General features: G+C 62.6%; 20 protein-coding genes. 9 read left to right on the forward strand and 11 right to left on the reverse strand.

The genetic code is table 11. The features are described from left to right. Nucleotides 1–61: 61 nt before the first annotated feature. Nucleotides 62–2,137: a 3-hydroxyacyl-CoA dehydrogenase NAD-binding domain-containing protein gene (locus tag ACX3OW_RS17475; RefSeq protein ID WP_459097082.1), complete on the reverse strand. Its 2,076-nt coding sequence runs from the start codon at nt 2,135–2,137 to the stop codon at nt 62–64. Nucleotides 2,138–2,421: 284 nt separating this feature from the next. Between ACX3OW_RS17475 and ACX3OW_RS17480 the strand changes: the two genes are divergently transcribed. The 3 genes from ACX3OW_RS17480 (at nt 2,422) to ACX3OW_RS17490 (ending at nt 5,705) form a co-directional block, all read left to right on the forward strand. Further along, complete coding sequence (locus ACX3OW_RS17480) at nt 2,422–3,387, forward strand: LysR family transcriptional regulator (protein ID WP_459097083.1); 966 nt, start codon at nt 2,422–2,424, stop codon at nt 3,385–3,387. A 127-nt stretch (nt 3,388–3,514) separates the two neighbouring features. Then, the gene (locus tag ACX3OW_RS17485) at nt 3,515–4,732 is read left to right on the forward strand and encodes a CaiB/BaiF CoA transferase family protein (protein WP_459097084.1); all 1,218 of its coding nucleotides are present in this window, start codon (nt 3,515–3,517) and stop codon (nt 4,730–4,732) included. A gap of 7 nt (nt 4,733–4,739) precedes the next feature. Continuing rightward, a complete protein-coding gene (locus ACX3OW_RS17490; RefSeq protein WP_459097085.1) occupies nt 4,740–5,705 on the forward strand; it encodes a D-2-hydroxyacid dehydrogenase family protein in 966 nt (321 codons plus the stop codon). Here ACX3OW_RS17490 and ACX3OW_RS17495 read toward each other — a convergent pair. Both ACX3OW_RS17495 and ACX3OW_RS17500 read right to left on the reverse strand, forming a co-directional pair. Further along, nucleotides 5,702–6,670 carry an MBL fold metallo-hydrolase gene (locus tag ACX3OW_RS17495; protein WP_459097086.1) on the reverse strand — a complete coding sequence of 323 codons (969 nt, stop codon included), beginning with the start codon at nt 6,668–6,670 and terminating at the stop codon, nt 5,702–5,704. The two genes, ACX3OW_RS17490 and ACX3OW_RS17495, sit on opposite strands and share 4 nt — an antisense overlap. A gap of 94 nt (nt 6,671–6,764) precedes the next feature. Continuing rightward, nucleotides 6,765–7,649 carry a LysR family transcriptional regulator gene (locus tag ACX3OW_RS17500; RefSeq protein ID WP_459097087.1) on the reverse strand — a complete coding sequence of 295 codons (885 nt, stop codon included), beginning with the start codon at nt 7,647–7,649 and terminating at the stop codon, nt 6,765–6,767. A 98-nt stretch (nt 7,650–7,747) separates the two neighbouring features. Here ACX3OW_RS17500 and ACX3OW_RS17505 point away from each other — a divergent pair, with 98 nt between their 5' ends. Beyond that, nucleotides 7,748–9,364: a GMC family oxidoreductase gene (locus tag ACX3OW_RS17505; RefSeq protein ID WP_459097088.1), complete on the forward strand. Its 1,617-nt coding sequence runs from the start codon at nt 7,748–7,750 to the stop codon at nt 9,362–9,364. A gap of 171 nt (nt 9,365–9,535) precedes the next feature. Here the strand turns inward: ACX3OW_RS17505 and ACX3OW_RS17510 are convergent, their stop codons facing one another. Continuing rightward, entirely contained in the window at nt 9,536–13,252 is a 3,717-nt protein-coding gene (locus ACX3OW_RS17510) for a vitamin B12-dependent ribonucleotide reductase (protein ID WP_459097089.1), read from the reverse strand. Between the two features lie 531 nt (nt 13,253–13,783). Here ACX3OW_RS17510 and ACX3OW_RS17515 point away from each other — a divergent pair. The 4 genes from ACX3OW_RS17515 to ACX3OW_RS17530 all read left to right on the forward strand — a co-directional run bounded on the left by ACX3OW_RS17515 (nt 13,784) and on the right by ACX3OW_RS17530 (nt 16,083). Beyond that, nucleotides 13,784–14,167, forward strand: coding sequence for an NADH:ubiquinone oxidoreductase subunit NDUFA12 (locus tag ACX3OW_RS17515; protein WP_459097209.1), 384 nt, complete (start codon nt 13,784–13,786; stop codon nt 14,165–14,167). A gap of 58 nt (nt 14,168–14,225) precedes the next feature. Further along, a complete protein-coding gene (locus ACX3OW_RS17520; RefSeq protein WP_459097210.1) occupies nt 14,226–14,615 on the forward strand; it encodes a DUF2155 domain-containing protein in 390 nt (129 codons plus the stop codon). Nucleotides 14,616–14,784: 169 nt separating this feature from the next. Next, nucleotides 14,785–15,570, forward strand: a complete 786-nt coding sequence (locus ACX3OW_RS17525; RefSeq protein ID WP_459097090.1) for an SDR family NAD(P)-dependent oxidoreductase — start codon at nt 14,785–14,787, stop codon at nt 15,568–15,570. A 21-nt stretch (nt 15,571–15,591) separates the two neighbouring features. Beyond that, on the forward strand, nt 15,592–16,083 hold the full coding sequence (locus ACX3OW_RS17530; RefSeq protein WP_459097091.1) for a GyrI-like domain-containing protein: 492 nt from the start codon (nt 15,592–15,594) through the stop codon (nt 16,081–16,083). On the opposite strand, the gene aat is transcribed toward ACX3OW_RS17530, so the two are convergent. The 5 genes from aat to ACX3OW_RS17555 form a co-directional block, all read right to left on the reverse strand. Then, nucleotides 16,070–16,711 (reverse strand): leucyl/phenylalanyl-tRNA--protein transferase, encoded by a 642-nt coding sequence (gene aat, locus ACX3OW_RS17535; protein WP_459097092.1) that lies wholly within the window; start codon nt 16,709–16,711, stop codon nt 16,070–16,072. The two genes, ACX3OW_RS17530 and aat, sit on opposite strands and share 14 nt — an antisense overlap. A gap of 102 nt (nt 16,712–16,813) precedes the next feature. Continuing rightward, nucleotides 16,814–18,160, reverse strand: coding sequence for an acetyl-CoA carboxylase biotin carboxylase subunit (gene accC / locus ACX3OW_RS17540; RefSeq protein WP_459097093.1), 1,347 nt, complete (start codon nt 18,158–18,160; stop codon nt 16,814–16,816). A 10-nt stretch (nt 18,161–18,170) separates the two neighbouring features. Next, on the reverse strand, nt 18,171–18,665 hold the full coding sequence (gene accB, locus ACX3OW_RS17545) for an acetyl-CoA carboxylase biotin carboxyl carrier protein (RefSeq protein WP_459097094.1): 495 nt from the start codon (nt 18,663–18,665) through the stop codon (nt 18,171–18,173). Between the two features lie 34 nt (nt 18,666–18,699). Further along, the gene (aroQ, locus tag ACX3OW_RS17550; protein ID WP_459097095.1) at nt 18,700–19,137 is read right to left on the reverse strand and encodes a type II 3-dehydroquinate dehydratase; all 438 of its coding nucleotides are present in this window, start codon (nt 19,135–19,137) and stop codon (nt 18,700–18,702) included. 114 nt (nt 19,138–19,251) lie between these two features. Further along, nucleotides 19,252–20,121, reverse strand: a complete 870-nt coding sequence (locus ACX3OW_RS17555) for a DsbA family protein (RefSeq protein ID WP_459097096.1) — start codon at nt 20,119–20,121, stop codon at nt 19,252–19,254. Nucleotides 20,122–20,284: 163 nt separating this feature from the next. On the opposite strand from ACX3OW_RS17555, the gene ACX3OW_RS17560 reads away from it, so the two are divergent. Continuing rightward, nucleotides 20,285–21,430 (forward strand): pyridoxal phosphate-dependent aminotransferase, encoded by a 1,146-nt coding sequence (locus ACX3OW_RS17560; RefSeq protein WP_459097097.1) that lies wholly within the window; start codon nt 20,285–20,287, stop codon nt 21,428–21,430. Between the two features lie 311 nt (nt 21,431–21,741). Here ACX3OW_RS17560 and ACX3OW_RS17565 read toward each other — a convergent pair whose 3' ends face one another. Together ACX3OW_RS17565 and metH are read right to left on the reverse strand one after the other, a co-directional pair. Beyond that, entirely contained in the window at nt 21,742–22,077 is a 336-nt protein-coding gene (locus ACX3OW_RS17565) for a hypothetical protein (RefSeq protein WP_459097098.1), read from the reverse strand. A gap of 134 nt (nt 22,078–22,211) precedes the next feature. Beyond that, a complete protein-coding gene (metH, locus tag ACX3OW_RS17570; protein WP_459097099.1) occupies nt 22,212–25,961 on the reverse strand; it encodes a methionine synthase in 3,750 nt (1,249 codons plus the stop codon). Nucleotides 25,962–26,086: the final 125 nt, after the last annotated feature.

The following is a 26,086-nucleotide window of genomic DNA, read 5'->3' on the forward strand; positions in this document are numbered from 1 at the left end:
GAGGTTGTACCCCGGCATTGCAGTAGTCAGAAAATGCCCCGGTCTCCGGGGCATTTTTGTTTCAGCCCTGACGCAGCGGCGCCAACAGGGCGGACGTGTCGCCGCGCTTGAAACCGAAGCCCATATTCTTTGCCGCCAGATCGACCATGGCTTCAACCTTGGCCTGATCCAGGCGCGACGCCTGGAACAGCGGACCGCCCTTGCCCTTGGCAAAGCCATAGCCATTGGTCAGTGCCACATCGATGTCCGATGCCGAGCGGGCGATGCCCTCAGCAACGATGAGCGCCGCTTCATTGACGATGGCACCCATAATGGCTGCGCCAATGGCGCCGGCATCCGGCGCGGCACGACCATGCTTGGTCGCATTGGCGACAATGAGATTCGTGACGACGGGCGAGGGCACGGGCTTGCTCTTTTCGTCATAATCGTACCAGCCCGCATTGGTCTTGCGGCCAAGGCGACCCAGTTCACACACCTGATCGGGCAGGGCGACATAGCGCTCCTGCCGGTCGCGGCCGGCCGCCTTGCTCTGGCGCAGGCGCCAGGCAATATCGAGCCCCGAAATATCGGACACCGCAAAGAGCCCCATCGCGAATCCGAGCTTGGTCGCGGCGGCGTCCACATCCTGCGGCAGCGCTCCCTCGTCGAGCGCGTATTCGCACTGCGCGCGATATTTGGCGTAGATGCGATTGCCGATAAAGCCTTCGCAGGGACGCGCCAGCACCGGCAATTTACCGATCGCCTTAGCCAACGCGAAGCCCGTCGCCAGCACTTTCGGCGACGTGCCCTCGCATTGAACGATTTCCAGAAGCTTCATGCGCGGCACCGGCGCAAAGAAATGCAGCCCCAGGAATTGCTCTGGCCGCCCCAAGGCGCACGCCAACACTTCAATGTCGAGATAAGAGGTATTGGTGGCGAGCACGGCGTCAGCGCGCATCACCTTGGCAAGTTGCGCCATCACTCCGGTCTTGACGCCGATGTCTTCAAACACAGCTTCAATGACAAGGTCGGCAGGTTCGAGATCGGCAATCTCCTGGCTCGGCGTCAGGAGCTTCAATCGTTCGGCCGCGCTCGATGTGCCGAGCTTGCCCAGCTTTTCAATCTCGCCCAGCGCTGTGGTGATGGTCTCAACCGCCTGCGCCAGCACCGCTTCATTGCTATCGACCAGCACCACGTCGAGCCCTGCGACCAAGAGCACGGTGGCAATACCCGCGCCCATCGTGCCCGCGCCGACAACGCCGGTCTTGGCAAAGCCGAGCGCCTTGGCCTCAACCGGTGGCTTGGCGGCGGCGCGTTCGCCGAAGAAGTTATAGCGTAGCGCACTGGCTTCTTCGCCGACGCGCAGCCGCTGGAAAATACTCCGCTCGATTTCCAGCGCTTCTGCGACTGGGGTGGTTTCAATCAACCGCACCGCCCGAATTGCTTCGCCGACGCATTCGCGTCCACGACCCTTTTTGAGCGCTGCAGCCGCGGCTGCTTCAATCGCTTCGGCACTGGCAGCCGGCGGCACCAGCTGCGCCGCAAGCCGCTTGCCCTTGCCGCCAAGAAACGCAATCGCGTCACCAATGAGATCCGCTTCCGCCAGGGCGTCGACCATGCCGAGCCTTGCTGCTTCCGGGGCAGGGACCCGTCGCGCTGAGGTGACGAGTTCAATGCCATGTGGCAGGCCGACGAGGCGCGGCAGACGCTGCGTTCCGCCCGCGCCGGGGATCATCCCCAGGCCCACTTCTGGCAGTCCGACGACTGCACCGGCAACGGCAATGCGCCAGTCGCAGGCGAGCGCCAGCTCATACCCGCCGCCCAAGGCCACCCCATGAATTGCCGCGATCACCGGCGCATGGCAGGCTTCAATCGCGCTCAGCACGGCCGGTAGCTCGGGCGGCGGCAGCGCCTTGCCAAATTCCTTGATGTCGGATCCGGCAATAAAGCTGTTCCCAGCGCCAACGATAACCACGCCGGAAATCGCGCGGTCAGCATCAATGGCTTCGAGCGCCGCCATCAGCCCCTGGCGCACGGCGACGGAGCTGGCGTTCACAGGCGGGTTGTCGATGTAAACCAGCGCGATTGGCCCGGCACGGTCCAGTTTAACGGCAGCGGACATCGCCACAGCACTTGCGGAGTAGTGGATTTTGGTCATGGTCTTCTCGGCACTTGCACAAACTGACCATGGTCTAACCCGTTTGCACGCGGATGATTTTTGCATAATCTGCGAAGAACGTTTGCCGCGAGTGGAACGTTTGCCGCGAGTGGATAGCTTTGCACCGATTGCTGGGACCAACCGAATGTCATTAGGGAGCGTTTCGCCCCAAATATCGCTTTCAAGCCATTAAGAACCCTGAGTTTCTTGGTGTGCTAGATCGTTGCTCGGCACGCCCCTCGCTGCTAGAAGGCGGCCAAACCGTCGCATGTGGAGGAGCAGTGATGACTGAACCCCGAGGAAGCCCATCTCCGACCTATGATCGGCGGCGGATCGAAGACCTGCCCAGCCTTCGGGATATGGAGCTCTTCGTCACCGTGGTTCAGGAAGGCAATTTCTCCGCCGCTGGACGTCGCATCGGTCTCTCTCCCGCTTCGGTCTCGCGCTATATCAATGCGCTCGAAGACCGCATGGGCGTCCGCCTCCTCAATCGCACCAGCCGCAAACTCTCGCTCAGCGATATGGGCACGGTGTTCTATCAGCGCGCCGAACGAATTCTCACCGACGTGCGTGAAACCCATAAGGAAGTGACGCAGGAACACGTCCTGCCGCAAGGCGTGCTGCATGTGCATTCGCGCATGCTCGTCGGCCTGCGCTACATCGCGCCCGCCCTGCCAGCCTTCCTCGAACGCTTCCCTGACATCAATGTCGATCTTACCCTCTCCAATGATGACGTCGACATTATCGAGAGCAATATCGACGTCGATATCCGCATTGGCCAGCTCGCGGACTCCTCCCTCATTGCCCGCAAGCTCGTCACCAGCGAACGCATTCTCTGCGCCACGCCGCGCTATCTCGCCAATCGCCCTGCCATTACCGCGCCGGAAGATCTGCTCGCCCACAATTGCCTGACCTATAAGATCAACCTCGGCGGCGTCACCTGGCGCTTCCTTGGCAAGGACAACGCCCTCACTGAAGTGCCGGTCAAAGGCAACATGTGCACCAATTGCGGCCCGGCGCTGCACATCGCCATGATGGAAGGCCTCGGCCTCTCGCTTATGCCCGATTGGGCGGTTGCCAACGAGTTGGCCGATGGCACTCTGATCCGCGTTTTGCCCGATTACCGGATCAGCTTCACTTCGTTTGAAAACGCAGTTTACGCCGTTTATTCGCCCAACAAACATCTGCCGGTGAAAGCCCGCGTCTTCATCGATTTCCTCGCCGAGCATTTCCAGACCGTGAGCGTCTAAACCCCGGTCTGTTCATATCTTGCAATAAATCTAGTCGCGTTCTGGGCGTTATCCTCGCGCCTGGTCAATGTTAGCTCTTCCCGGAATATGCGGCGCCTGTGCGTCCAAAATAGTCTGGGGAGTGCACATGTCTGGCAATGTTCTTGACGGGATCAGGGTTCTCGATTTTTCGCGCGTTTTCGCCGGTCCCGCCGCAACGCAGGTGCTTGGCGACATGGGCGCCGAGATCCTCAAGATCGAACCGCCCGGCGGCGACGAAGCGCGTTACTACGGCGTTACCAAAGAGCGCCTGGAAAAATTTGGCGGCGTCAGCCCCTCTTTCCTCGCGCTCAACCGCAACAAGCGCAGCCTCGAAATCGACCTCCGCACCGATGAGGGCAAGGAAATTGCCCGCACGCTGGCCAAGGACGTCGACGTTGTGGTCCATAATTATCGCCCCGGCGTGATGGAGCGTCTCGGCCTCGGCTATGAAGATCTAAAGGCGCTCAACCCGCGCCTGATCTTCGCTGAATTTTCTGCCTTCGGCACCACCGGCCCGCTGGCCAAGGCCGGCGCCAACGATCTGGCGCTGCAGGCTCACAGCGGCCTCATCAGCATCACCGGCGAAGAAGATCGCTCCCCCGTACGCTGCGGCTCGGCCATTGTCGATCTGCACGGCTCGCTCGCCATTGTCTCGGGCATTCTCGGCGCGCTTTTCCATCGTGTCTCGACGGGTCTGGGTCAGCGCGTTGAATCATCGCTCCTCCTCAGCTCAGCTCATCTGATGAGCTATTTTTACACCGAGTATTGGATGGACGGCGCCATGCATAAGCCCATGGGCACCGCCAACCATCTTTCGGTCCCCAATCAGGCCTTCCCCGCCAGCGATGGTGAAGTCGTTATCATCGCCTCGACCAATGACATGTGGCAGCGCCTCGTCGCCGCGCTCGGCACCGCCACGCTCAACGGCCCCGAATTTGCTGGCGTCTTCGAGCGCCGCGCCAACCGCATGGCCCTTGTTTCGGCGGTCTCCGCCATTACAGCCACCAAAACCTGCGCCGAGCTGCTGGCCATTCTGGCCGAAGCCAAGGTCGTGGCCACCAAGGTCAACACCGTTGGCGAAGCTGCCGATCACCCCCAGCTCGCCGCTGTCGGTGGCCGCATCGACCTGCCGGTTGGAAAATACCAGATCGGCTCGGTTGCCTCTCCCTTCAGCTTCTCCAATGCGCCGATGGCTGACGTCACCCCGCCACCGGCTCTGGGTGGCGATACTGACGCCGTGCTAAGCGAATTTGGCTTCTCTTCTGACCAGATCGCCGGGTTCCGCGCTGCCGGGGCTTTCGGCAAGTCTGTCGCAAAGGCATAAGGCGAACATGAGCAACGCGCGTCTCAAATGCATCGTGCTGCACGATTACCAATCCGTCGCCGCAACCGTCGCCGATTGGAGCGTTCTGTCGTCCCGCGTCGATGTTGAATTTGAGCCGCGCCCCCTCACAACAGACGCGGCGCTGCTCGCCCGCCTTACCGATGCCGACATCATCGTCGCCAATCGTGAGCGCACCGCTTTCAGCGCCCAGCGCTTGGCGGCGCTGCCAAAGCTCAAATTCCTCGTCACCACCGGCATGGGCAATGCCGCCATCGACATGGCCGCGGCGCGTGCCCTGAACATCACTGTGTCGGGCACCGGCAATTCCGGTGCGCCAACCGCCGAGCTGGCCTGGGCGCTGATCCTTGGTCTGGCGCGCAATCTGGTGTCCGAAGCGAATGGCATAAAATCGGGCGCCTGGCAGCAAAGCCTCGGCTTGGCCCTCAAAGGCAAAACACTTGGTCTCGTCGGTCTCGGCCGCGTCGGCACCGCCGTTGCTGCCGTTGGCCGCGCCTTCGGCATGAATGTTCTGGCCTGGTCGCCGCGCCTCGACGAAGCGCGTGCCGCTGCTGCAGGCGTCACGCGGGCCGACACTGTCGCGCAAATCTTTGCCAGCGCGGACATCGTCTCGCTCCACGCCACCCTCACGGCCGAAAGCCGGGGCCTGGTGAATGCTGCAATGCTCGCGCGCATGAAGCCGAGCGCCTACCTCGTCAACACCTCACGCGCCGGCCTCGTTGACGAGTCCGCGCTGATTGCGGCGCTCAAGGCCGGCACACTCGCCGGGGCAGGCATCGACGTCTTTGACATCGAGCCAACGGCAAAAGATCACCCGCTGCTGCAGCTCGAAAACGTTCTGGCGACGCCACATCTGGGCTATGTCACCGATGATAATTACGCCGCTTATTTCGGCCATGCCGTCGAAAACATCATCGCCTGGCTCGATAGCGCGCCGATCCGCGTGCTGAACTAGGCCTTCTCAAACCGCAGCACGCCGTCATCGTCGAGATGGCGGCGCAGCTTGTTGCGGTGCCAGAGATAATTGGCAAGGCTCAGGGTCATCCCTGGCAGGAGATCGGAAAAGCGCCGCGCCGCCCGGGGCGAAAAGGCGAATTCGGCGATCTGCATCACACTCATCGCAACCTTGATCCCGCTCAGCACCTCTTCCAGTCGCGCCTCATGCGTTTGCCGCAACCTGGCGGCATGGGCGGCAAGCCCGGTAAACGGCGCGCCGTGGCCGGGCAGCACCAGCATGGTGTCGGGCAGGGGGCTCAAGCGGCCGAGGAAGGCAAAATACGCCCCCAGCGGATCAGCCTCCGGCATTTCGCTCCACACGGTAATATGCGGCCCCGCGCCGGGCAGGATTTGATCCCCCGCCGCGAACAAACTGCCGTCGAGCGCGGCAAGGCACACCCCAGCGCTCGAATGCCCGCCGCCAATGATCACCCGCCAATCCTTGCCGCCAAAGCGCAGCACATCGCCATCGTCAAGCGCGGTGAACGCCTGCGGAAACGGCGCCAGCATGGAATAGTCGATCGGCTCGACACTCTCCCGCGCCGCTGTCCCGACCCCGACCAGTTTCAAAAACGCCTGCAGGCTGGCCCGCCGCAGGTCGGCCCTGGCGCTGCTGGCCGTTGAAATATGGGCATGCTCGGGGGCCGACATGAAGAGTGGCACGCCATATCGCGCCAGCAGCGCTGATGCCTGGCCGGTGTGATCGCGATGCATATGGGTGCAGACCAGTGTCGACACCCCCGAGAGCCGACCCTCGGCCTCCGCCTTTTGCCACAGCGCCTCGGTCGCTGCGCCCGGCATGCCGGTATCGACAATGCCCTGATCGCCGGGCTCGCCGAGGATCCAGGCATTGACGGAGGCAAAACGCTGCATCGGGCAGATGAGGCGCGTCACGCCCGCGCCAAAAATCTCAATATCGGTCACGGATCAGTCGCAATATATTGGGGTCAAGAAAGCATAAAGCGCGGGCAGCGCGACACAAATTGACGAAGTCGCGCAGCACCTTTGCATCTTCGTCTCAGTCAAAGGCAAATTCGCCGACAACTTTGCGCACAAATTCTGCCAGCGCCCGAATGCGCGGCGTGCGCTCCGCCCCGGCCAAGATATTCATCCAATAGCTGCGCCGTATCTCAACGCTGTCGGCCAAAACCGGTCGCAGCGGCGCACGGCGCTTGGCGACGTAATGGGGCAAAACGCAAATCCCCGTTCCCGCCTCAGTTGCTTCAACTTGCGCCAACAGGCTCGAACACTGCACCTGTGCCCGCAATGCGGGCTGCACTTCATCGAGATAGTCCAGTTCACGAGCGAATAGCAGATCTTCGATATAGCCGACAAAACGATGGCTTTTGAGCGCCTCCCGACTTTCCGGCACCCCGCTCGCTTCGAGATAGCTTTGGCTGGCATAAAGCCCCAACCCATAATCGCGCAGCCGCTCCGCCGAAAATCTTGCCCCCCCAGCAGAGAGGGTAATGCTGATTTCCCCCTCGCGCTGGGCCTGCGCTTGGATTTGCTGGATCGGCACCATTTGCACCGTGAGGCGCGGATGCAGTTGGGCAAACTGCTGCAGGCGTTCGGCCAGAAAGAAATTGCCAAAACCATCGGCGGTCACAAGGCGCACCACCCCTCCGATGGCCGTCCCCCGCTGCTCGCCATCCGCCGCCGACCGCAGCGCCAGCGCCTCCATTTGCTCGGCCGGCCCCAGCAAATCTTCGCCCGCCGGCGTCAGCGTGTAGCCCGAGGCGCTGCGATGGAACAGGCTTTTGCCCAAGCCATGTTCCAGCGCGGCGATACGCCGTCCGACCGTCGCATGATCAGCCGCCAACACGCGCGCCGCCCCGCTCAGCGTGCCGATGCGCGCCACTTCGAGAAAGAATTTCAGGTCGTTCCAGTCAAAAACCGCCACGGCAAACCTCATGCATTTCCGCACAGCTTATGGGCGAACTCCCCTGTTGTATGCAGGCGTTTTCGCACAGTACCTTGTCGGCCAAACTGGGGACATTCATGAGCTCAATGGAATTCGATTACATCGTCTGCGGTGGCGGCTCGGCCGGCTGCGTTCTCGCCAACCGGCTCTCGGAAAACGGGAAATATTCTGTTGCGCTGCTCGAAGCGGGCGGCAAGGACAATTGGATCTGGTTCCACATTCCAGTCGGCTATCTGTTTGCCATTGGCAATCCGCGCGCCGATTGGATGTTCCGCACCCAGCCTTCGCCGGGCCTCAATGGCCGCGATCTCGCCTATCCGCGCGGCAAGGTTCTGGGCGGCTCCTCGGCCATCAATGCCATGATCTACATGCGCGGCCAGGCGGCCGACTATAATCGCTGGCGCGATGCCGGGCTCGAAGGGTGGGGCTGGGACGATGTGCTGCCCATCTTCAAGCGGCACGAAGACAATTGGCGCGGCGCGTCTGAGCTGCATGGGGCAGGCGGCGAATGGCGCGTGGAGCAGCCGCGCCTGCGCTGGGCCGTTCTCGACACCTTCATCAAGGCCGCCGAAACCGCCGGCATTCCCCCGAGCAGCGATTTCAACACCGGCAACAATGAAGGCTGCGGCTACTTTGACGTCAACCAGAAGCTGGGGCGTCGCTGGAGCTCGGCGCGCGGCTTTCTCAACCCCGCCCTGAAGCGACCCAATCTCACCGTGCTCACCAGCACGCTGGTCGACCGCGTTACCGTAGAAAACGGCAAGGCCACTGGTGTTGACGTTGTGCGCAACGGCACCCGCGAAACCATCCGCGCCCGCCGCGAAGTTGTCCTCTCGTCGGGTGCTGTGGCGAGCCCCGCCATTCTCGAACGCTCCGGCATCGGCAATGCAGCGCATTTGCAGTCGGTCGGCATCGACGTCGTGCACCATCTCCCCGGCGTCGGCAGCAACATGCAGGATCACCTGCAATTGCGCCCGATCTACAAGGTCTCCAACGTCGCCACGATGAACATGCTGTACCAGTCGCTGTTCCGTCGTGGCCTGATGGGCGCCGAATATCTCTTCCGTCGCCGCGGTGCCCTCACCATGGCGCCGTCCCAGCTGGGGGCGTTCACCCGTTCATCCGAGCGCTACGAAACGCCGAACCTGCAGTTCCACATTCAGCCGCTCTCGCTCGACAAGTTCGGCGATGCGATGCACGACTTCCCGGCCATTACCGTCAGCGTCTGCAATCTGCGCCCCCAAAGCCGTGGCGAGGTGCATGTTACCTCCAAAGACGCCACCGCTGCCCCCCATATCGCCCCGAACTATCTCTCGACTGACGAAGATCGTCAGGTCGCCGCCGACAGCATTCGCTGGGCCCGCAAAGTCATGGCGCAACCCGCTATGGCCCAATACAGCCCGGAAGAATTCCGCCCCGGCGCGCATCTCGAAAGCGATATTGATCTGGCCAAAGTCGCCGGTGATATCGGCACCACCATTTTCCATCCCGTTGGCACCGCCCGCATGGGCGCCAAGGACGATCCGATGGCGGTGGTCGACAAGGACCTCAAGGTTTTCGGTCTTGAGGGCCTGCGCGTGGTTGATGCTTCGGCGATGCCTTTCATCACCTCGGGCAACACCAATTCGCCCACCATCATGATCGCCGAAAAAGCCTCGGCTTCCATCCTTGCGTCTGCCGGCTCGCACCGATGACCGAAGTTTTTACCTGCGCCCAAGCGCCCCCGTCGGCCGCATCGGCGGAACCTTGCCCGCCGTCCGCCGATCGTGTTCCTCATGCAGCAAAAAAACAAAGGCCCAGAAATCCGGGCCTTTGTAAGCTTATAGCAAGACTATCTGAGCGTCGTCTCACTCACCTTCATCAGCTCAGCTGCACCCAGTCGTCGTCCCGCAGGTGTCGCACTTCAAACACGTGCCATTCCGCACCATGGTGAAGTTGTGGCATTCGGTGCACTGGTCGCCGGTATAACCCTTCATCTGGGCTTCGGCGCGCAGCAGGCCGGCGTCCTTGAGGGTCGGCGGGCTCGGGATCGGGTTGAGTTCGGCAGCAGCAAAGGCCGAGGGGGACAATTGCGTGTCCACCTTGAGCGCCGTGGCGGAACGCAGCGCCGTCACGGTCGAAGTCTGCATGGCCTGCACCGGATTGGTCTGCTGATCGCCGGAGACGATCATCAGACTATTGGCGACACGGCCGCGGGTCATGCCGCGGGAGACAAAGCGCTCGGCGGGCACCGGGGCAGGGGCGGGCGCAGCACTGCGCGGGTCCACGCCTTCGGCAACGCCCTTGCCGAGCGAGGTGGGGCTGTCTGGATTGACGTGGGCGAGGTCATCCCGGTCGAGATAGGACACCGCCAGTTCACGGAACACATAGTCGAGGATCGACGTGGCATTCTTGATGCGGTCATTGCCCAGCACCATGCCGGCCGGCTCGAAGCGGGTGAAGGTGAACGCCTCGACATATTCGTCCAGCGGCACGCCATATTGCAGGCCGACCGAGATCGAGATGGCAAAACTATTCATCATCGCCCGGAAGGCAGCGCCTTCCTTGTGCATGTCGATGAAGATTTCGCCGATCCGGCCATCGGCATATTCGCCGGTGTGCAGATAGACCTTGTGGCCACCGACCACGGCCTTCTGGGTGTAACCCTTGCGGCGGTCGGGCATTTTTTCGCGGCGACGGACTTCCACTTCGCGCTCGATGATGCGCTCGACGATCCGTTCGGCAATCGCCGGCACGCGGGCATCGGCACTCATGGCGGCGAGATTTTCGACGTGGTCTTCGTCCTCGTCCTCATCGGCCGCAGCCAGCACCGAGGAGTTCAGCGGCTGGCTGAGCTTGGAGCCGTCGCGATACAGCGCGTTGGCCTTGAGCGCCAGGCGCCAGGATAGCATGTAGGCTTCCTTGGCCTCTTCCACCGTCGCGTCATTGGGCATGTTGATGGTCTTGGAGATGGCGCCCGAAATGAAGGGCTGTGCCGCCGCCATCATCAGGATGTGGCTTTCCACCGACAGATAGCGCTTGCCGATCTTGCCGCAGGGGGTGGCGCAATCGAACACCGGCAGGTGCTCTTCCTTGAGGTGCGGTGCGCCTTCCAGCGTCATCGCCCCGCAAACATGGATGTTGGCGGCCTCGATGTCCTTCTTGGAAAAGCCGAGGAAGCTCAGCAGGTCGAAGGTGAAATCGCCGAGCTGCTCATCGGTGACGCCCAGGCTCTTGAGGAAGTCCGCACCCAGCGTCCACTGGTTGAAGATGAACTTGATGTCGAAGGCCGAAGCGGTCGCGGCGTTGAGCGCGGCGATCTTGTCCTCGGTAAAGCCCTTGGCGGCCAGCGTCGACGGATTGACGCCCGGCGCCTGGTTCAGATTGCCATGGCCGACGGCATAGGCTTCCATTTCGGCGATATCGGCTTCCGAATAGCCCAGCGTACGCAGGGCCGGGGGCACGGCGCGGTTGATGATCTTGAAGTAACCGCCACCGGCGAGCTTCTTGAACTTGACCAGAGCGAAGTCGGGCTCGATGCCCGTGGTGTCGCAATCCATCACCAGACCGATGGTGCCGGTGGGGGCGATAACCGAAACCTGCGCGTTACGGAAACCGTGCTTCTCGCCCAGCGCCAGAGCATTGTCCCAGGCCGCCTTGGCGCGTTCGCTCAGCGCGGCATCGATCAGCGACGCATGATCGAGCGGCACCGGATTGATCGACAGCGCTTCATAGCCCGTCGCATTGCCATGGGCGGCATTGCGATGGTTGCGGATGACGCGCAGCATGTGCTTGGCGTTGCGCTTATAGTCCTTGAACGGCCCCAGCTCCTTGGCCATTTCGGCCGAGGTGGCATAGGAGACGCCGGTCAGGATCGCGGTGACGGCGCCGGCAATGGCGCGGCCTTCAGCCGAGTCATAGGGAATGCCCGAGGTCATCAGGAAGCCGCCAATATTGGCGTAGCCGATGCCCAGCGTACGGTATTCGAACGAGCGCTCGGCAATCGCCTTGGACGGGAACTGCGCCATCATCACCGAGATTTCGAGCACGATGGTCCACAGGCGGACGGTGTGCTCATAGGCAGCGGTGTCGAACGAGCTATCGGCATTGCGATAGGGCAGCAGGTTCACCGACGCCAGATTGCAGGCGGTGTCGTCGAGGAACATGTATTCCGAGCACGGGTTCGATGCGTTGATCGGGCCGGCTTCGGGGCTGGTGTGCCACTCATTGATGGTGGTGTGATACTGGATGCCGGGATCGGCCGAGGCCCAGGCGGCATAGCCCACCTGTTCCCACAGATCGCGGGCTTTCAGCGTCTTGGTGACCTTGCCGGTCTGGCGGGCCTTCAAATCCCAGTCGCTATCGCCTTCGACAGCACGCAGGAAGTCGTCGGTGACGCGGACGGAATTGTTGGAGTTCTGGCCCGAAACCGTCAGATAGGCTTCGCTATCCCAATCGGTGTCGTAAACCGGGAACTCGATCTCGGTATAGCCCTGCTTGGCGAACTGGATGACGCGGTAGATGTAGTTCTCCGGCACCAGCGCCTTCTTGGCGGCGCGGACTTCGCGCTTGAGAGCCGGATTCATCGCCACGTCAAAGCAATCGTCGCCGCTGCCTTCGCAGTTGACGGCCGCCTTCATGATCAGCTTGAGGTGCTTGGACACCACCTTGGAGCCGGTCACCAGAGCGGCAACCTTCTGCTCCTCCTTGACCTTCCAGTTGATGTATTCTTCCACATCCGGGTGATCGATATCGAGCACCACCATCTTGGCGGCGCGACGGGTGGTCCCGCCCGACTTGATGGCGCCGGCAGCACGGTCGCCGATCTTGAGGAAGCTCATCAGGCCCGACGACTTGCCGCCGCCCGAGAGTTTTTCGCCCGAGCCGCGCAGGGCCGAGAAATTGGTGCCGGTGCCCGAACCATACTTGAACAGGCGTGCCTCGCGGACCCACAAATCCATGATGCCGTTTTCATTGACCAGATCGTCATTGACCGACTGGATGAAGCAGGCATGCGGCTGCGGGTGCTCGTAGGAGCTCTTGGAGCTCACCAGCTTGTGGGTGAATGGGTCGACATAGAAGTGGCCCTGGCCGGGACCGTCAATGCCATAGGCCCAGTGCAGGCCGGTATTGAACCATTGCGGGCTGTTCGGCGCCACGCGCTGGGTGGCGAGCATATAGGCCAACTCGTCAAAGAACGTGCGCGCGTCCTCTTCGGAGTCAAAATAGCCACCCTTCCAGCCCCAATAGGTCCAGGTGCCGGCCAGGCGATCAAACACCTGGCGCGAGTCCATTTCCGAGCCATAGCGCTCGGCTTCCGGGAGCTTGGCCAGCGCCTTCTGGTCGGGCTCGGAACGCCACAGCCAGGACGGCACCGAATTTTCTTCGACCTTCTTCAGCGCCTGGGCGACGCCCGCCTTGCGGAAATATTTCTGCGCAATGATGTCAGCCGCGACTTGGCTCCAGCTCGAGGGGATAGCGATATCCTCAAGCTTGAAGACGACCGAACCATCGGGGTTCCGAATCTCGCTGGTGGCCGAGCGGAATTCGATGCCGCTATAGCGGTCCTGATTGGCGGTCGTGAAACGGCGTTCTATGCGCATGGACGGTCTCTTACGGGTGTTCGGATGGGGCGCCGTGAGGGGTGACTCAACGGCTCTGTTAAAACCATAAAGACGCCAAATTTCTCTGGTGTCGATCTCCGATTTTTTTACGGCCCCTACACCATGGCTGGTGATCGCGGCGTAGAGAGACGCAAAATCTAGTGTTTCATATGGGATTAGCGTGGATAACTTACCAGTGTCTGCAAAGCTTAACAAACCTGATTTACAGGGCGTGAACCCGCAACAGCGCATGAGCCAGCAGCGCCAAAGCCCCGATATTGCTGGCTTCTGGGCGCTTTCACGTCCAGCCCTGATTCCATCAAAGCGCTGTCAAGCATAGAAATTTGGTGGGTTTTTCCACATCGCCGGACACTACAGGTAGTGGGTGCGCGCCGCGCAGGGACAAGTGCCGTTTAGGCCATTTGCCGCTGCTCGAAGGGCAATTCCGGCTAGGCTCCATGCGCCCCGCATGTTAAACCCGGCCCATCACGCATATCTCGACGGCGGAATCGACAATTGGCCAAATCTGGTATCTCGCAGTTCCTGACTGAAATCTTCTCCTGGTGGGGCGGCCAGACTTGGGGCACACGGCTGTGGATCTGGCGCTTCGGCGACTATGTCGGCAGCGATGCCTTCGGCAATAAATACTATCAGGACCGCAAGGCCGACCGCCGCTACGTCACCTATGCCGGCGCCGCCGACGCCTCCACCATTGGCGATGGCTGGCATGGCTGGATGCATCACCGTACCGATGTAGCGCCGAGCCAGGCCAAATATGTCGCCCAGGCCTGGGAACAGCCGCATGAGGCCAATCTGACCGGCACGGCGGCGGCCTACCGCCCCGATGGCAGCCTGCTCAACAAGGGCGAGCGCCCGCGCGTGACCGGTGACTACGACGCCTGGTCGCCTGAATAAGGACCGCGGCGCCTTGCGCCCCGGCCCGATCCGCAGCCTGACATCCCCCCTCAAGCCGCTGTTGACCGCAGCGGCGCTGGCTTTTTGCGGCCCGGCGCTGCCAGCCTTGGCCCAACCCATCGCCAATCCGGTGGCCACCTTTGCCGGTCTCGACAAGATCACCGGCCGCATCACCCGATTCGACGTCTATATCGACGAGACCGTTCTGTTCGGCGCCCTCGAGATCACCCCGCGCGCCTGCTACAACCGCCCGCCGACCGAGGCGCAGCGGGTGTCGGCCTTTCTCGAAGTCGATCAGCGCAGCCTCACCGGCGTCTCGCGCCGGATTTTTACCGGCTGGATGTTCGCCGACAGCCCGGCGCTCAACGCCGTCGATCACGCGATCTATGACGTATGGCTAATCGAGTGCAAAACCAGCACCGACGTGCCGCCGCCCGACGAACGTTAGGCCGCTGCCGGCCAGTCTTACCCCAGATCGGCCCCCTCGGGCCTGACCCGAGGGCTTTTGCGACGCCGGACAGCAATTTTCGCTCCCCCTTGTCGAATCCAGGTTTCCCCGCTCGTCCTAGTTCTCGGAACCCGCCGCATTCGCGCGGGGCCGGGGGGAGGACAATCCCATGCTGCTCAGCAACAAGACGGCCATCATCTACGGCGCCAGCGGCGCGGTTGGCGGCGCTGTAGCAAAAGCCTATGCGCGGGAAGGGGCAAGGGTCGTGCTCGCGGCACGCAACCGCGCCGGATTGGAACCGGTCGCCGAAGCCATCCGCGCTGCCGGCGGCAGGGCTGACATCACCATGGTCGACGCCACCGACAAAGCCGCCGTCGAGGCGCATCTGGCCGAGACCGTCAGCACAGTCGGGCCGGTCGGGCTCATGTTCAACGCCATTGGCTGGGGCGACACCCAGGGGCAATTGCTCACCGCCATGCCGGTCGACCGCCTGCTGACACCGATCCAGACCGCGCTCACCACCTGGTTTCACACCGGCACCGCGCTGGCCCGACACATGGGCGAGCAGGGCGGCGGCGTCATTGTCGGCATCACCGCTAATGTCGCCCGCTGGCCGGTGGCCAATATCGGCGGCTTCGCCATCGCCTGCGCTGCCGTGGAGCACTATCTGCGGCAGTTGGCCGTGGAAAACGGCCCGCAGGGCGTGCGGGTCTGCTGGGTGCGCTCGCCGGGCTCACCCGATGCGCCGGGCGTTCGCGAAGCCTGGCAATTGCGGGCCAATGAAATGGGTGTCGGTTTCGAGGACGTCCATCGTGACTTTGCCAAGGATACGCCGCTGCGCCGGGTCACGACACTGGCCCAGGTGGCCGACGCCGCCGTGCTGCTGTCGAGCGATCTGGCCGCCGGCATGACCGCCACGCTGGCCAATGCAACCGGCGGCGCGCAGATCGATTAGTCCACAACGAGGAGACGCAACATGTTCACCGAATCAAAACTCGTCACCAAGCCGCCCCAGCCCTATGCCGCCATCCTGCTGACGCTGCGCCAGCCTGAAATCGCCGGCGTGGCCCCGCCGCTGATTGCCGATGTCATCGCCTGGATCGAGGCCAAGGGCGGCACGATCACCGGCGCACCCTTCTTCAACTACGTGAATTTCTTCCCCGACGGCAAAATGGAGATGCAGGTCGGCATGCCGACCGCGACCCAGCTGCCGGCTGACGGCAAGATCAGCACCGGCACCTTGCCGGGCGGTACATTCGCCTCGCTCACCGCCACCGCGCCCTATCACGAGCTGCATGACGCCAATATGCAGCTCGACCAATGGGCGAAGAGCAATGGCCATGTGCTTGATGGCACTGTGGAAGGCGACCGCTTCGTCGGCGCCAATCGTCTGGAGATTTATCTCAGCGATCCGGGTGAGGACCCGTCAGGTCATCCGGTGACCGAGGTCGCTTTCAGGCTGAAGTAGCAGCGTCCCAGGCCGACCAGTCGCCGGTGTACAGCAGCGCATCGGCGAGACGTTCCTCATACAGCTCGCGCGGAATTTCGATGCCGCCGAGCGAGGCCAGATGCGGCGTCACGAACTGGGTGTCGAGCAGCACGAAGCCGCCAATTTTGAGCCGCTCGACCAGATGGGCAATCGCCATCTTGCTGGCATTGGTCTTGCGGTGAAACATCGATTCCCCGAAAAACGCGCCGCCAATGGCCAACCCGTAGAGCCCGCCCACCAGGTCATCCCCGTCCCACACCTCGACGGTATGGGCCACGCCGCGCCGGAACAGCTCGCCATAGACTTTGCGGATGGTGGAATTGATCCAGGTCGAGGCACGATCCTCGCCCACCGTGGCGCAGCCCTCGATTATGGATTCGAAATCGCTGTCGACCTTCACCACGAAGCCCGATTTGCGCATCGCCTTGCGCAGGCTGGTGGAGGGACGGAAATTCTCGATCGGGAGGATGCCGCGCATTTCCGGGCTGACCCAGAAAATATCGTCGTCGGTGGCGTCCTCGGACATCGGGAAAATGCCGGCCCGATAGGCCCGGACGATCAGTTCCGGGGTAATTTCGAGGTCGAACGGGTCTTGGCGGCTAGCCATCGACGGTCCTTCTTCACCTCTCCCTCGGGGAGAGATCGGCGCGTCGCGCCGGGTGCAAAGGCCCCCCTCACCATAGCAGGCGGTGAAGGGGGTGCCATAGCGTCAGGCCTTGTTCTCAGCCAGGTATTTTTCCAGCCAGTGGATGTCGTAATTGCCGGCCAGCACATCCGGCTCGCGGATCAGGCGCTGGAACAGCGGCAGCGTCGTCTTGATGCCGTCGATGACGAATTCATCAATGGCGCGACGCAGACGCTGCAGGCACTCCTCGCGGGTCCGGCCATAGACGATCAGCTTGCCGATCAGCGAGTCATAGTAGGGCGGGATCTTGTAGCCCTGATACACCGCCGAATCGACGCGCACACCGACGCCACCCGCCGGGTGGTAGAAGGTGATGGTGCCGGGGGAGGGCGCAAAAGTCTGCGGGTCCTCGGCATTGATGCGCACTTCGATGGCATGGCCATAAAAGCTCACATCGGACTGCTGCATCGACAGCTTTTCGCCCGAAGCGACGCGGATCTGCTCATAGACGATGTCGATGCCGGTGATGCGCTCGGTCACCGGATGCTCCACCTGCAGGCGGGTGTTCATCTCGATGAAATAGAATTCGCCGTCTTCGTAGAGGAATTCCACCGTGCCGGCGCCGGAATATTTCAGCTTGCGCATGGCGTTGGCGCAGATTTCGCCGATCTTGTCGCGCTCTTCCGGGTTGATGGTGGGGCCACCGGCCTCTTCCCAAACCTTCTGGTGGCGACGCTGCAGCGAGCAGTCGCGCACGCCCAGATGCACGGCATTGCCCTGGCCGTCACCCAGCACCTGCACCTCGATATGGCGCGGCTTGCCGAGATATTTTTCCATATAGACCGAGTCATTGCCGAAGGCCGCCTTGGATTCGGCACGGGCGGTTGACCAGGCCGTCAGCACATCGGCTTCGGTCTGGGCGAGCTTCATGCCGCGTCCACCGCCGCCGGCCGTCGCCTTGATCAACACCGGATAGCCGATTTCGCGGGCGGTGGTGATCGCCTGTTCTTCGGTCTCAACCGCGCCGGCGGAGCCCGGCACCACGGGAATGCCGAGTTCGACGGCAGTCTTCTTGGCGGTGATCTTGTCGCCCATGATCTCGATATGATGCGACGAGGGCCCGATAAAGGTCACCTTGTGCTCGGTCAGGATCTTGGCGAAGCGGGCGTTTTCCGAGAGGAACCCGTAACCCGGATGCACCGCGTCGGCGCCGGTGATCTCACAGGCGGCCATGATGGACGGGATGTTGAGATAGCTGTCCTTGGCCGCAGGCGGGCCAATGCAGACGCTTTCGTCGGCGAGGCGCACATGCATGGCATTGGCGTCGGCGGTGGAGTGCACCGCCACCGTCTGGATGCCAAGCTCCTTGCAGGCGCGCAGGATGCGCAGGGCGATTTCGCCGCGATTGGCGATCAGGACCTTCTGGAACATGGGGTCCCCCTTACTCGATGACGACGAGTGGCTCGCCGTATTCGACCGGCTGGGCATCCTGGACGAGGATGCGCGTCACGGTGCCGGAGCGATGCGCCGGGATCTGGTTCATGGTCTTCATGGCTTCGATGATCAGCAGCGTCTGGCCTTCGGTGACCTTGGTGCCGATTTCGATGAAGGCTGGCTTGCCCGGCTCGGGCGACAGATAGGAGGTGCCAACCATCGGCGACGTCAGCGTGCCCGGATTGGACGCCAGGTCTTCAACGGCGGCCGGCGCAGCCGGCGGCACCGAGCCAGCGGGCGCGATCGAGGTCGGCGCAGCGGCCGGACCGGGCGCATAAAACTGCGGCGGGGCGGCGTAGGTTACGCCTTCATTGGCATAGGAGCGGGTGATGCGGACCCGGAAATCTTCCTGCTCGATCTCGATTTCGGCGAGATTTTCTTTGTTGAGCAGCTCGGCGATTGCCCGGATCAGGTCCTGATCCACTTGCGATGACTTGGTCATTCTTGTCGGTCTCCCGCGCTGGGCGCGTTGATCGTTATTTGAGTTTATCGGCGAGCGCCAGAAGCGCCATTCTATACCCGGCGACACCAAAGCCGCAAATGACGCCGAACGCCACGGCCGACACGAAGGAATGGTGCCGCACCGCTTCGCGCTGGTGGATATTGGAAATATGCACCTCCGCCACCGGCAGGCCGACGCCCTTGAGCGCGTCATGGATGGCCAGCGAGGTGTGTGACAGCGCGCCCGGATTGATCAGGATGGCGTCGGCGGTGCCGCGCGCCTCGTGAATCCAGTCGATCAGTACGCCTTCATGATTGGACTGGCGGAAATCCACGCTGAGCCCGACCGCTTCACCGGTGGCAGTGCACAGGTCGGCGATGTCCTGGAGCGTTTGCGCGCCATAGATTTCGGGCTCGCGGGTGCCGAGCAGATTGAGGTTCGGGCCATTGAGGACGAGAACGCGCTTGGTCATGATTTTTGCCTTTTGCACCGGCCCCTCCGGCCGGCGCAAGCCCGGTTATACGAAATGCACCGAAAAGGCAAAAATCTCGCCTTTTCAACGCATCTGGTGGGTGAGAAACCCGAACTAGCCCTCACACTGAGTCTGGCCGCATTCGCGCATATTGGCGATGCGTGTGCGCAATTCGTCGATGCCGATGGCGCCCGGAATGATCTCGTTGCCGATGATATAGGTCGGCGTGCCAGTGATATTGAGCGCGCGGGCGATTTCATAGGAGGTCTGGATGGTCTGCGACACCGCCTCGGTGCCCATATCCAGCTCCAGCGCCACCGGGCTCAGCCCCAGATCGGCGGCAGCGGCCAGCGCCACCTGCTTGTCGACCTGGCTGCGGCTGGTGAACAGCGCTTCGTGGAACGTCCAGTAATCCACATCGGAATCGCCGACCAGCACGGCCACACGGGCAGCGTCGATGGAAGCGTTGGAGAGGATGGGGAATTCCTTGAGCACGACGCGCAGATTGGGGTCTTCGGCCAGCAGCGTCGCCAGATCGGGCAGGGCGCTGCGGCAATAGCCGCAATTATAGTCGAAGAACTCCACCAGCGTCACATCGCCATCGGGGTTGCCGACCACCACCTGCGCCGGGTCATTGAAAATGGCGTCCTGCATCGAGGCAATGGCAGTCGTGGCCTGGCTGCGCTCTTCGGCCTGCAAGGTGGTGTCCAGTGCCACCGACATGCGCTGCAAAATCTTGGGGTCGGCCATCAGATAGGCCTCGATCAGCGGATTGAGCTGCGCCGGGTCGATCCCGGCCACATCCTGCGGCGCGGCCACAGGGTCCGCAGCGCGCTTGGCGTCATAGCTGCTGATGGCCTGATCGATCAGCGCCTGCACCGCCACGGTGTCGGTCTGCGGCGCGGGCTTGCTGAGCACCGAATAGCCCAACCCGCCGGCCAGAATGCCCGCCAGGGCGACAAGACCAAGAGTTACGCGTGACATGGACCGGAAGCTCCCCGCAAATGAACAATCAGCCCGCCTTCTAGCAGAGCCGCCCACACATTGGCACCCGCGAGTGAATGCCGTCCTGCCGCAACCATCAATTGTTGTTGAGAGCCCGGGCGGAACGGGCTAGGCGGGAGGGACCAGCCAAGGATGCCCTACAATGACCGACCAGCCCGCCGATGGCCTGATGCCGTTCCATGCCATGGAAATCCTCAAGCGCGCCAAGGCCATTGAAGCCACCGGACGGACCGTGTGCCACCTCGAAGTCGGCGAGCCGGGCACTCCGCCGGCGCCCCGCGTCATCGCCGCTGTGGCCCAGGCGCTGCCACAGGCGCAGGGCTATACCAATGCCAAGGGCCTCAGCGAACTGCGCGACGGGCTGGCCAATTATTACCAGCAGCAGCACGCCGTCGCCGTCGATCCCGATTCGATCCTCTGCACCATGGGCTCGTCCTCCGGCTTCATCATCGCCTTCCACACCGCCTTCCGCCCCGGCGCCCGCATCGCCATCACCCGCCCGGGCTACCCGGCTTATGTGAATACCTTGCTCGGCCTCGGCTTCGGCATCGCCGAAATTCCGGTCCACGCCGGCAATGGCTGGAAGCTCACCGGCGCCGATATCGCTGCCGCCCATGCCGAAACGCCCTTCGAAGGCTTGCTCTTCGCCAGCCCGGCCAACCCCACCGGCGCCGCCGTCGACCGCGCCGAACTCACCGATATCGTCGCCACCTGCCAGCGGCTGGGCGTGCGGCTGATTTCCGACGAAATCTATCACGGCCTCGACTATCGCGGCCCCTCGGTCAGCGCGCTGGAGCTGACGCGCGACGCCATCATCATCAACAGTTTTTCGAAATATTACTGCATGACCGGCTGGCGCATCGGCTGGATGGTGCTGCCCGACGAGCTGGTCCGCCGCGCCGAAATCCTGCAGCAGAACCTCTTCATCTCGGCCCCCACCCTGAGTCAGATCGCCGCCACCGTAGCGCTGGGCGAGCGCGACTATGCCGAGGAGCGCAAAGCCGAATACGCCGTCAACCGTACCTTGCTCACCGATGGCCTGCGCAGCCTGGGCTTTGACGTCGGCCAGCCCTCCGACGGGGCATTTTACGCCTATGCCGGCATCGTCAATTTCTCCAATGATTCCCTGCAATTCTGTTCCACCATGCTGGAACAGGCCGGCGTCGCCGCCACCCCCGGCATCGACTTCGACCGCACCAATGGCGACCGCTACGTCCGCTTCTCCTACGCCGGCCGCCGCGACAGCATCGAACTGGCCCTGGAGCGGATGGGGCAATTTCTGAAATAGGGGCAGGGCGGCCCACGACCGAGCCACATACTCGATACGTCCCCTCGCCCCTCAGGGGAGAGGGCTAGGGTGAGGGGTGCGATCCCCGTTCAAGCCGGATGCGCGAGCATGGACCGCAGGATTGGGGCAATGCCCCCCCAAAAAACTCGATGTCATCCCGGCCTTGAGCCGGGACCCATCCTGAGATTTCACCGCACCCACCATCGCGGGATGGGCCCCGGCTCAAGGCCGGGGTGACACCGTGGGTGAGACGAGATCGTATCCCAAGCAGAAATCCAGGGTGAGGGGTTTTCTCCGCAAACCCAATCCCCTCACTCCAGCCGAAACGCCCGCGCCACCTCGTGATCGCGCAGCCCCAGCGCCGGCAATTCCCCGCGCAGCGCCGCCCGCAGCCGGTCGATATCGCTAACCGCGCTGGCATCCACCACCACGCGGGTAAACCTCGCCCGCGCACCGCTCCGCATTTCATGCAGCAGATTATACAGCAGCGCCCTAACATCACTCTGTGCCGTGCAGGCTACGCATTGCACGCCATCCGCATGGTCATGCCCGGTGCCGGCCGGCAGGCGGAGCAGGGCGGTCTCGCTGTCCAGCTCCGGCAACGCACCAGTTACCAATGTGACGGGGATTTGTTCAATGCGCGCCATGAGTTACCCCCTCCTAGCCTCCCCCTGACAGGGGGAGGAACATATCAAGTTCTTGACGAGATTATCGCCCGCCCACCGCTCTGTTCCTCCCCCTGTCAGGGGAAGGTTAGGAGGGGGTATCCCACAAAAAACCGCTACTCCGCCGCCACGACCTGCGTCGGAATATAGTTCAAAATCGGCCCGAGCCAGCGTTCCACCTCGGCCAGCGGCATAGCCTTGCGCGCGGCATAATCCGCCACCTGATCGCGTTCCACCTTGGCCACGCCGAAATAATACGACTCCGGATGACTGAAATAGAGGCCGGACACCGACGAGCCGGGCCACATGGCATAGCTCTCGGTCAGGGTCACCCCGGCATTCTTCTCGGCATCAAGCAGGCGGAACAGCGTGGTCTTCTCGGTATGGTCCGGCTGGGCGGGATAGCCCGGCGCCGGACGAATACCGCGATAGGGCTCGCTGGCCAGTTCCTCGGGGGAATAGCTCTCGTCCGCGGCATAGCCCCAATATTCCTTGCGCACCCGCTCATGCATGGCCTCGGCCATGGCTTCGGCATAGCGGTCGGCCAGCGCCTTGACCAAAATCGAGGAATAGTCGTCGTTGACGCGCTCGAAGCGGTCGGCGATCGCCACTTCCTCAATGCCGGCCGTGACCACGAAGCCGCCGAGATAGTCCGGCGTGCCGACCGGGGCCACGAAGTCCGACAGCGCCATATGCGGCTTGCCATCGCGCCGGCTCAGTTGCTGGCGCAGGGTGAACAGGGTCGCCAGTTCCTCGCTGCGGCCTTCATCGGTGAACAGCTTCACGTCATCGCCGACGCCATTGGCCGGCCAGAAGCCGAGCACGGCGCGCGGGCGGAACCACTTTTCGTCAATGATCTGCTTGAGCATGCGCTGCGCATCCTCGAACAATTGCCGTGCCGCTTCGCCCTGCCGCTCGTCGGTGAGGATGTTGGGATAGCGGCCCTTGAACTCCCAGGTCTGGAAGAACGGCGTCCAGTCAATATAGGCCGACAGCGTTTCCAGATCGACATCGTCGATCACCTTGGTGCCGAGAAAGCTCGGCTTGGGCGGGCTATAGCCGGCCCAGTCGGGCTTGAAGCTGTTGGCGCGGGCCACCGCCAGCGGCACCCGCTTCTTCTCGCTCTCGGCCCGCTCATGCGCGGCAGCGGCGCGGGCATATTCCTTTTGGATATCCGCGATGAAGCTGACCTTGGTGTCGGCCGACAGCAGATTGCCGACCACGCCCACGGCGCGGCTGGCGTCGTTGACATGCACGGCCTGGCCCAGATTGTAGCGCGGGTGGATTTTCACCGCCGTATGCACGCGGCTGGTGGTCGCCCCGCCGATCAGCAGCGGAATGTTGAAGCCTTCGCGCTCCATTTCAGCGGCCACATGCACCATCTCGTCCAGCGACGGGGTGATCAGCCCCGACAGCCCGATAATGTCGACATTCAGCTCCTTGGCCGTCGCCAGGATCTTTTCCGCCGACACCATGACCCCGAGATCGATGATTTCGTAGTTGTTGCAGCTCAGCACGACGCCGACGATATTCTTGCCGATATCGTGCACGTCGCCCTTGACCGTCGCCATCAGGATCTTGCCGGCGCTCTGGCGGCCGGCAGCATCGCCATTGGCGTCCTTTTCGGCCTCCATATAGGGCAGCAGCAGCGCCACGGCCTGCTTCATCACGCGCGCCGATTTCACCACCTGCGGCAGGAACATCTTGCCCGAGCCGAACAGGTCGCCAACGATGCCCATGCCGGCCATCAGCGGGCCTTCGATCACATGCAGCGGCCGCTCGGCCTTGAGCCGGGCTTCCTCGGTGTCGGCGTCGATATATTCGGTGATGCCGTTGACCAGCGCGTGCGCAATGCGGTCCTCGACCGAGCGCTCGCGCCAGGTCAGATCCTTGGCGGCGGCTTCCTTGCCGGCGGTGCCGCGATAGCGTTCGGCCAGCGCCAGCAACCGGTCGGTGCCATCCTCGCGGCGATTGAGGATCACGTCCTCGCAGGCATCGCGCAGTTCGGGGTCGATGCTGTCATAGACGATCAGTTGCCCGGCATTGACGATGCCCATGTCCATGCCATTCTGGATGGCATAGTACAGGAACACGGCATGCATCGCCTCGCGCACCGGCTCATTGCCGCGGAACGAGAAACTCAGATTGGAGATACCGCCCGAAATATGCACATGGGGCAGGGTGGCGGTAATGTCCTTCGTCGCTTCGATGAAATCGACGCCGTAATTATTGTGCTCCTCGATGCCGGTGGCGATCGCGAACACGTTGGGATCGAAGATGATATCTTCGGGCGGGAACCCGACCTCTTCGGTCAGGAGCTGATAGGCGCGGGTGCAGATTGCGACCTTGCGTTCGCGCGTATCGGCCTGGCCCTGCTCGTCAAACGCCATCACCACCACGGCAGCACCATAGGCGCGCACCAGCCGCGCATGATGCAGGAACGCCTCTTCGCCCTCCTTCATCGAGATGGAATTGACCAGCGCCTTGCCCTGCACGCATTTCAGGCCCGCCTCGATCACCTCCCATTTGGAGCTGTCGATCATCAGCGGCACGCGGGCGATTTCGGGTTCGGCGGCCAGCAGGTTGAGGAAATCGACCATCACCTGCTTACTGTCGATCAGCCCCTCATCCATGTTGATGTCGATGATCTGGGCGCCATTGGCCACCTGATCGCGCGCCACATCGAGCGCGGCGGTATAGTCGCCGGCGGTGATCAGCTTGCGGAAGCGGGCCGAGCCGGTGACGTTGGTGCGCTCGCCGATATTGACGAAGGGAATGTCCTTGGTCAGCGTGAACGGCTCCAGCCCGGCCAGCCGCAGCAGGCGCTTCGGCTTGGCGATGGGGCGCGGCTTGTGCTTGGCCACAGCCTCGGCAATGGCGCGGATATGGTCCGGCGTCGAGCCGCAGCAGCCGCCGACAATGTTGACATAGCCCGCTTCGGCAAAGCCCTCGATCTGCTCGGCCATGAATTCGGGCGTCTCGTCATATTGACCAAACGCATTGGGCAGCCCGGCATTGGGATAGGCGCAGACAAAGGTGTCGGCGATATCGGACAGCTCGCCCAGATGCGCCCGCATGGCATTGGCGCCCAGCGCACAGTTCAGCCCGATGGTGATCGGATTGGCATGGCGCAGCGAATACCAGAACGCCGTCGGCGTCTGTCCGGAGAGGGTCCGGCCGGACAGATCGGTGATGGTGCCCGAAATCATGATCGGCACATCGATGCCGCGTTCCTCGAACAGCCGCTGCGCCGCAAAAATGCCGGCCTTGGTGTTGAGCGTATCGGTGATGGTCTCGAACAGCAGCAGATCGGCGCCGGCATCGAGCAGCCCGCGAATGGCTTCGCTATAGGCATCGCGCAGTTGATCGAAAGTGATCGAACGATAGCCGGGACTGGTCACATCGGTCGACATGGAGGACGTCTTGGTGGTCGGCCCGATGGCCCCGGCCACAAACCGCCGCCGACCATCCTCCGCTTCGGCGCGCAATGCCGCCCGCCGCGCCACCATCACGCCCTGATAATTGATGTCGTAAACCGCGCTTTCGCAGCCATAGTCGGCCTGCGCCACCGAGGTGGCCGAAAACGTGTTGGTCTCGGCGATATCGGCCCCGGCCATGAAATACTGGTAGTGGATATCCTCGATCCGCTCCGGCTCGGTCAGCACCAGCAGGTCGTTATTGCCCTTCAGCGGCAGCTTCCAGTCCTTGAAGCGCTCGCCGCGGAAATTATGTTCGTCCAGCCCGAGCCGCTGAATCATGGTGCCCATGGCCCCATCGAGAATCAGGATGCGCTCCTGCGCCGCCTTGGTCAGCGCGCTGCGGACCTCGTTCCAATTGGGGATGTGGGGGTGCTCATGCTGGCTCATCGCCATCTACCTCAGTTCAGTCAGGCCATACTCGCCGGTGACATAAAGATATCTTTATATCAGGAATTTCGCAACCCACCGCGCGTGGATCACTTTTGTCGCGGTTCCTTAGCGCATTGCCGTCA

Source organism: Devosia sp. A449, assembly GCF_054489375.1.

What these genes read in the sequence shown, in the direction of transcription:
- ACX3OW_RS17530 (WP_459097091.1), top strand. Translation starts at nt 15,592, where the DNA reads ATGTTCACCGAATCAAAACTCGTCACCAAGCCGCCCCAGCCCTATGCC.
- ACX3OW_RS17485 (WP_459097084.1), top strand. Translation starts at nt 3,515, where the DNA reads ATGTCTGGCAATGTTCTTGACGGGATCAGGGTTCTCGATTTTTCGCGC.
- ACX3OW_RS17525 (WP_459097090.1), top strand. Translation starts at nt 14,785, where the DNA reads ATGCTGCTCAGCAACAAGACGGCCATCATCTACGGCGCCAGCGGCGCG.
- ACX3OW_RS17505 (WP_459097088.1), top strand. Translation starts at nt 7,748, where the DNA reads ATGAGCTCAATGGAATTCGATTACATCGTCTGCGGTGGCGGCTCGGCC.
- ACX3OW_RS17555 (WP_459097096.1), bottom strand. Translation starts at nt 20,121, where the DNA reads ATGTCACGCGTAACTCTTGGTCTTGTCGCCCTGGCGGGCATTCTGGCC.
- ACX3OW_RS17510 (WP_459097089.1), bottom strand. Translation starts at nt 13,252, where the DNA reads ATGCGCATAGAACGCCGTTTCACGACCGCCAATCAGGACCGCTATAGC.
- aroQ (WP_459097095.1), bottom strand. Translation starts at nt 19,137, where the DNA reads ATGACCAAGCGCGTTCTCGTCCTCAATGGCCCGAACCTCAATCTGCTC.
- ACX3OW_RS17490 (WP_459097085.1), top strand. Translation starts at nt 4,740, where the DNA reads ATGAGCAACGCGCGTCTCAAATGCATCGTGCTGCACGATTACCAATCC.
- ACX3OW_RS17565 (WP_459097098.1), bottom strand. Translation starts at nt 22,077, where the DNA reads ATGGCGCGCATTGAACAAATCCCCGTCACATTGGTAACTGGTGCGTTG.
- metH (WP_459097099.1), bottom strand. Translation starts at nt 25,961, where the DNA reads ATGAGCCAGCATGAGCACCCCCACATCCCCAATTGGAACGAGGTCCGC.
- accB (WP_459097094.1), bottom strand. Translation starts at nt 18,665, where the DNA reads ATGACCAAGTCATCGCAAGTGGATCAGGACCTGATCCGGGCAATCGCC.
- ACX3OW_RS17480 (WP_459097083.1), top strand. Translation starts at nt 2,422, where the DNA reads ATGACTGAACCCCGAGGAAGCCCATCTCCGACCTATGATCGGCGGCGG.
- aat (WP_459097092.1), bottom strand. Translation starts at nt 16,711, where the DNA reads ATGGCTAGCCGCCAAGACCCGTTCGACCTCGAAATTACCCCGGAACTG.
- ACX3OW_RS17475 (WP_459097082.1), bottom strand. Translation starts at nt 2,137, where the DNA reads ATGACCAAAATCCACTACTCCGCAAGTGCTGTGGCGATGTCCGCTGCC.
- ACX3OW_RS17560 (WP_459097097.1), top strand. Translation starts at nt 20,285, where the DNA reads ATGACCGACCAGCCCGCCGATGGCCTGATGCCGTTCCATGCCATGGAA.
- accC (WP_459097093.1), bottom strand. Translation starts at nt 18,160, where the DNA reads ATGTTCCAGAAGGTCCTGATCGCCAATCGCGGCGAAATCGCCCTGCGC.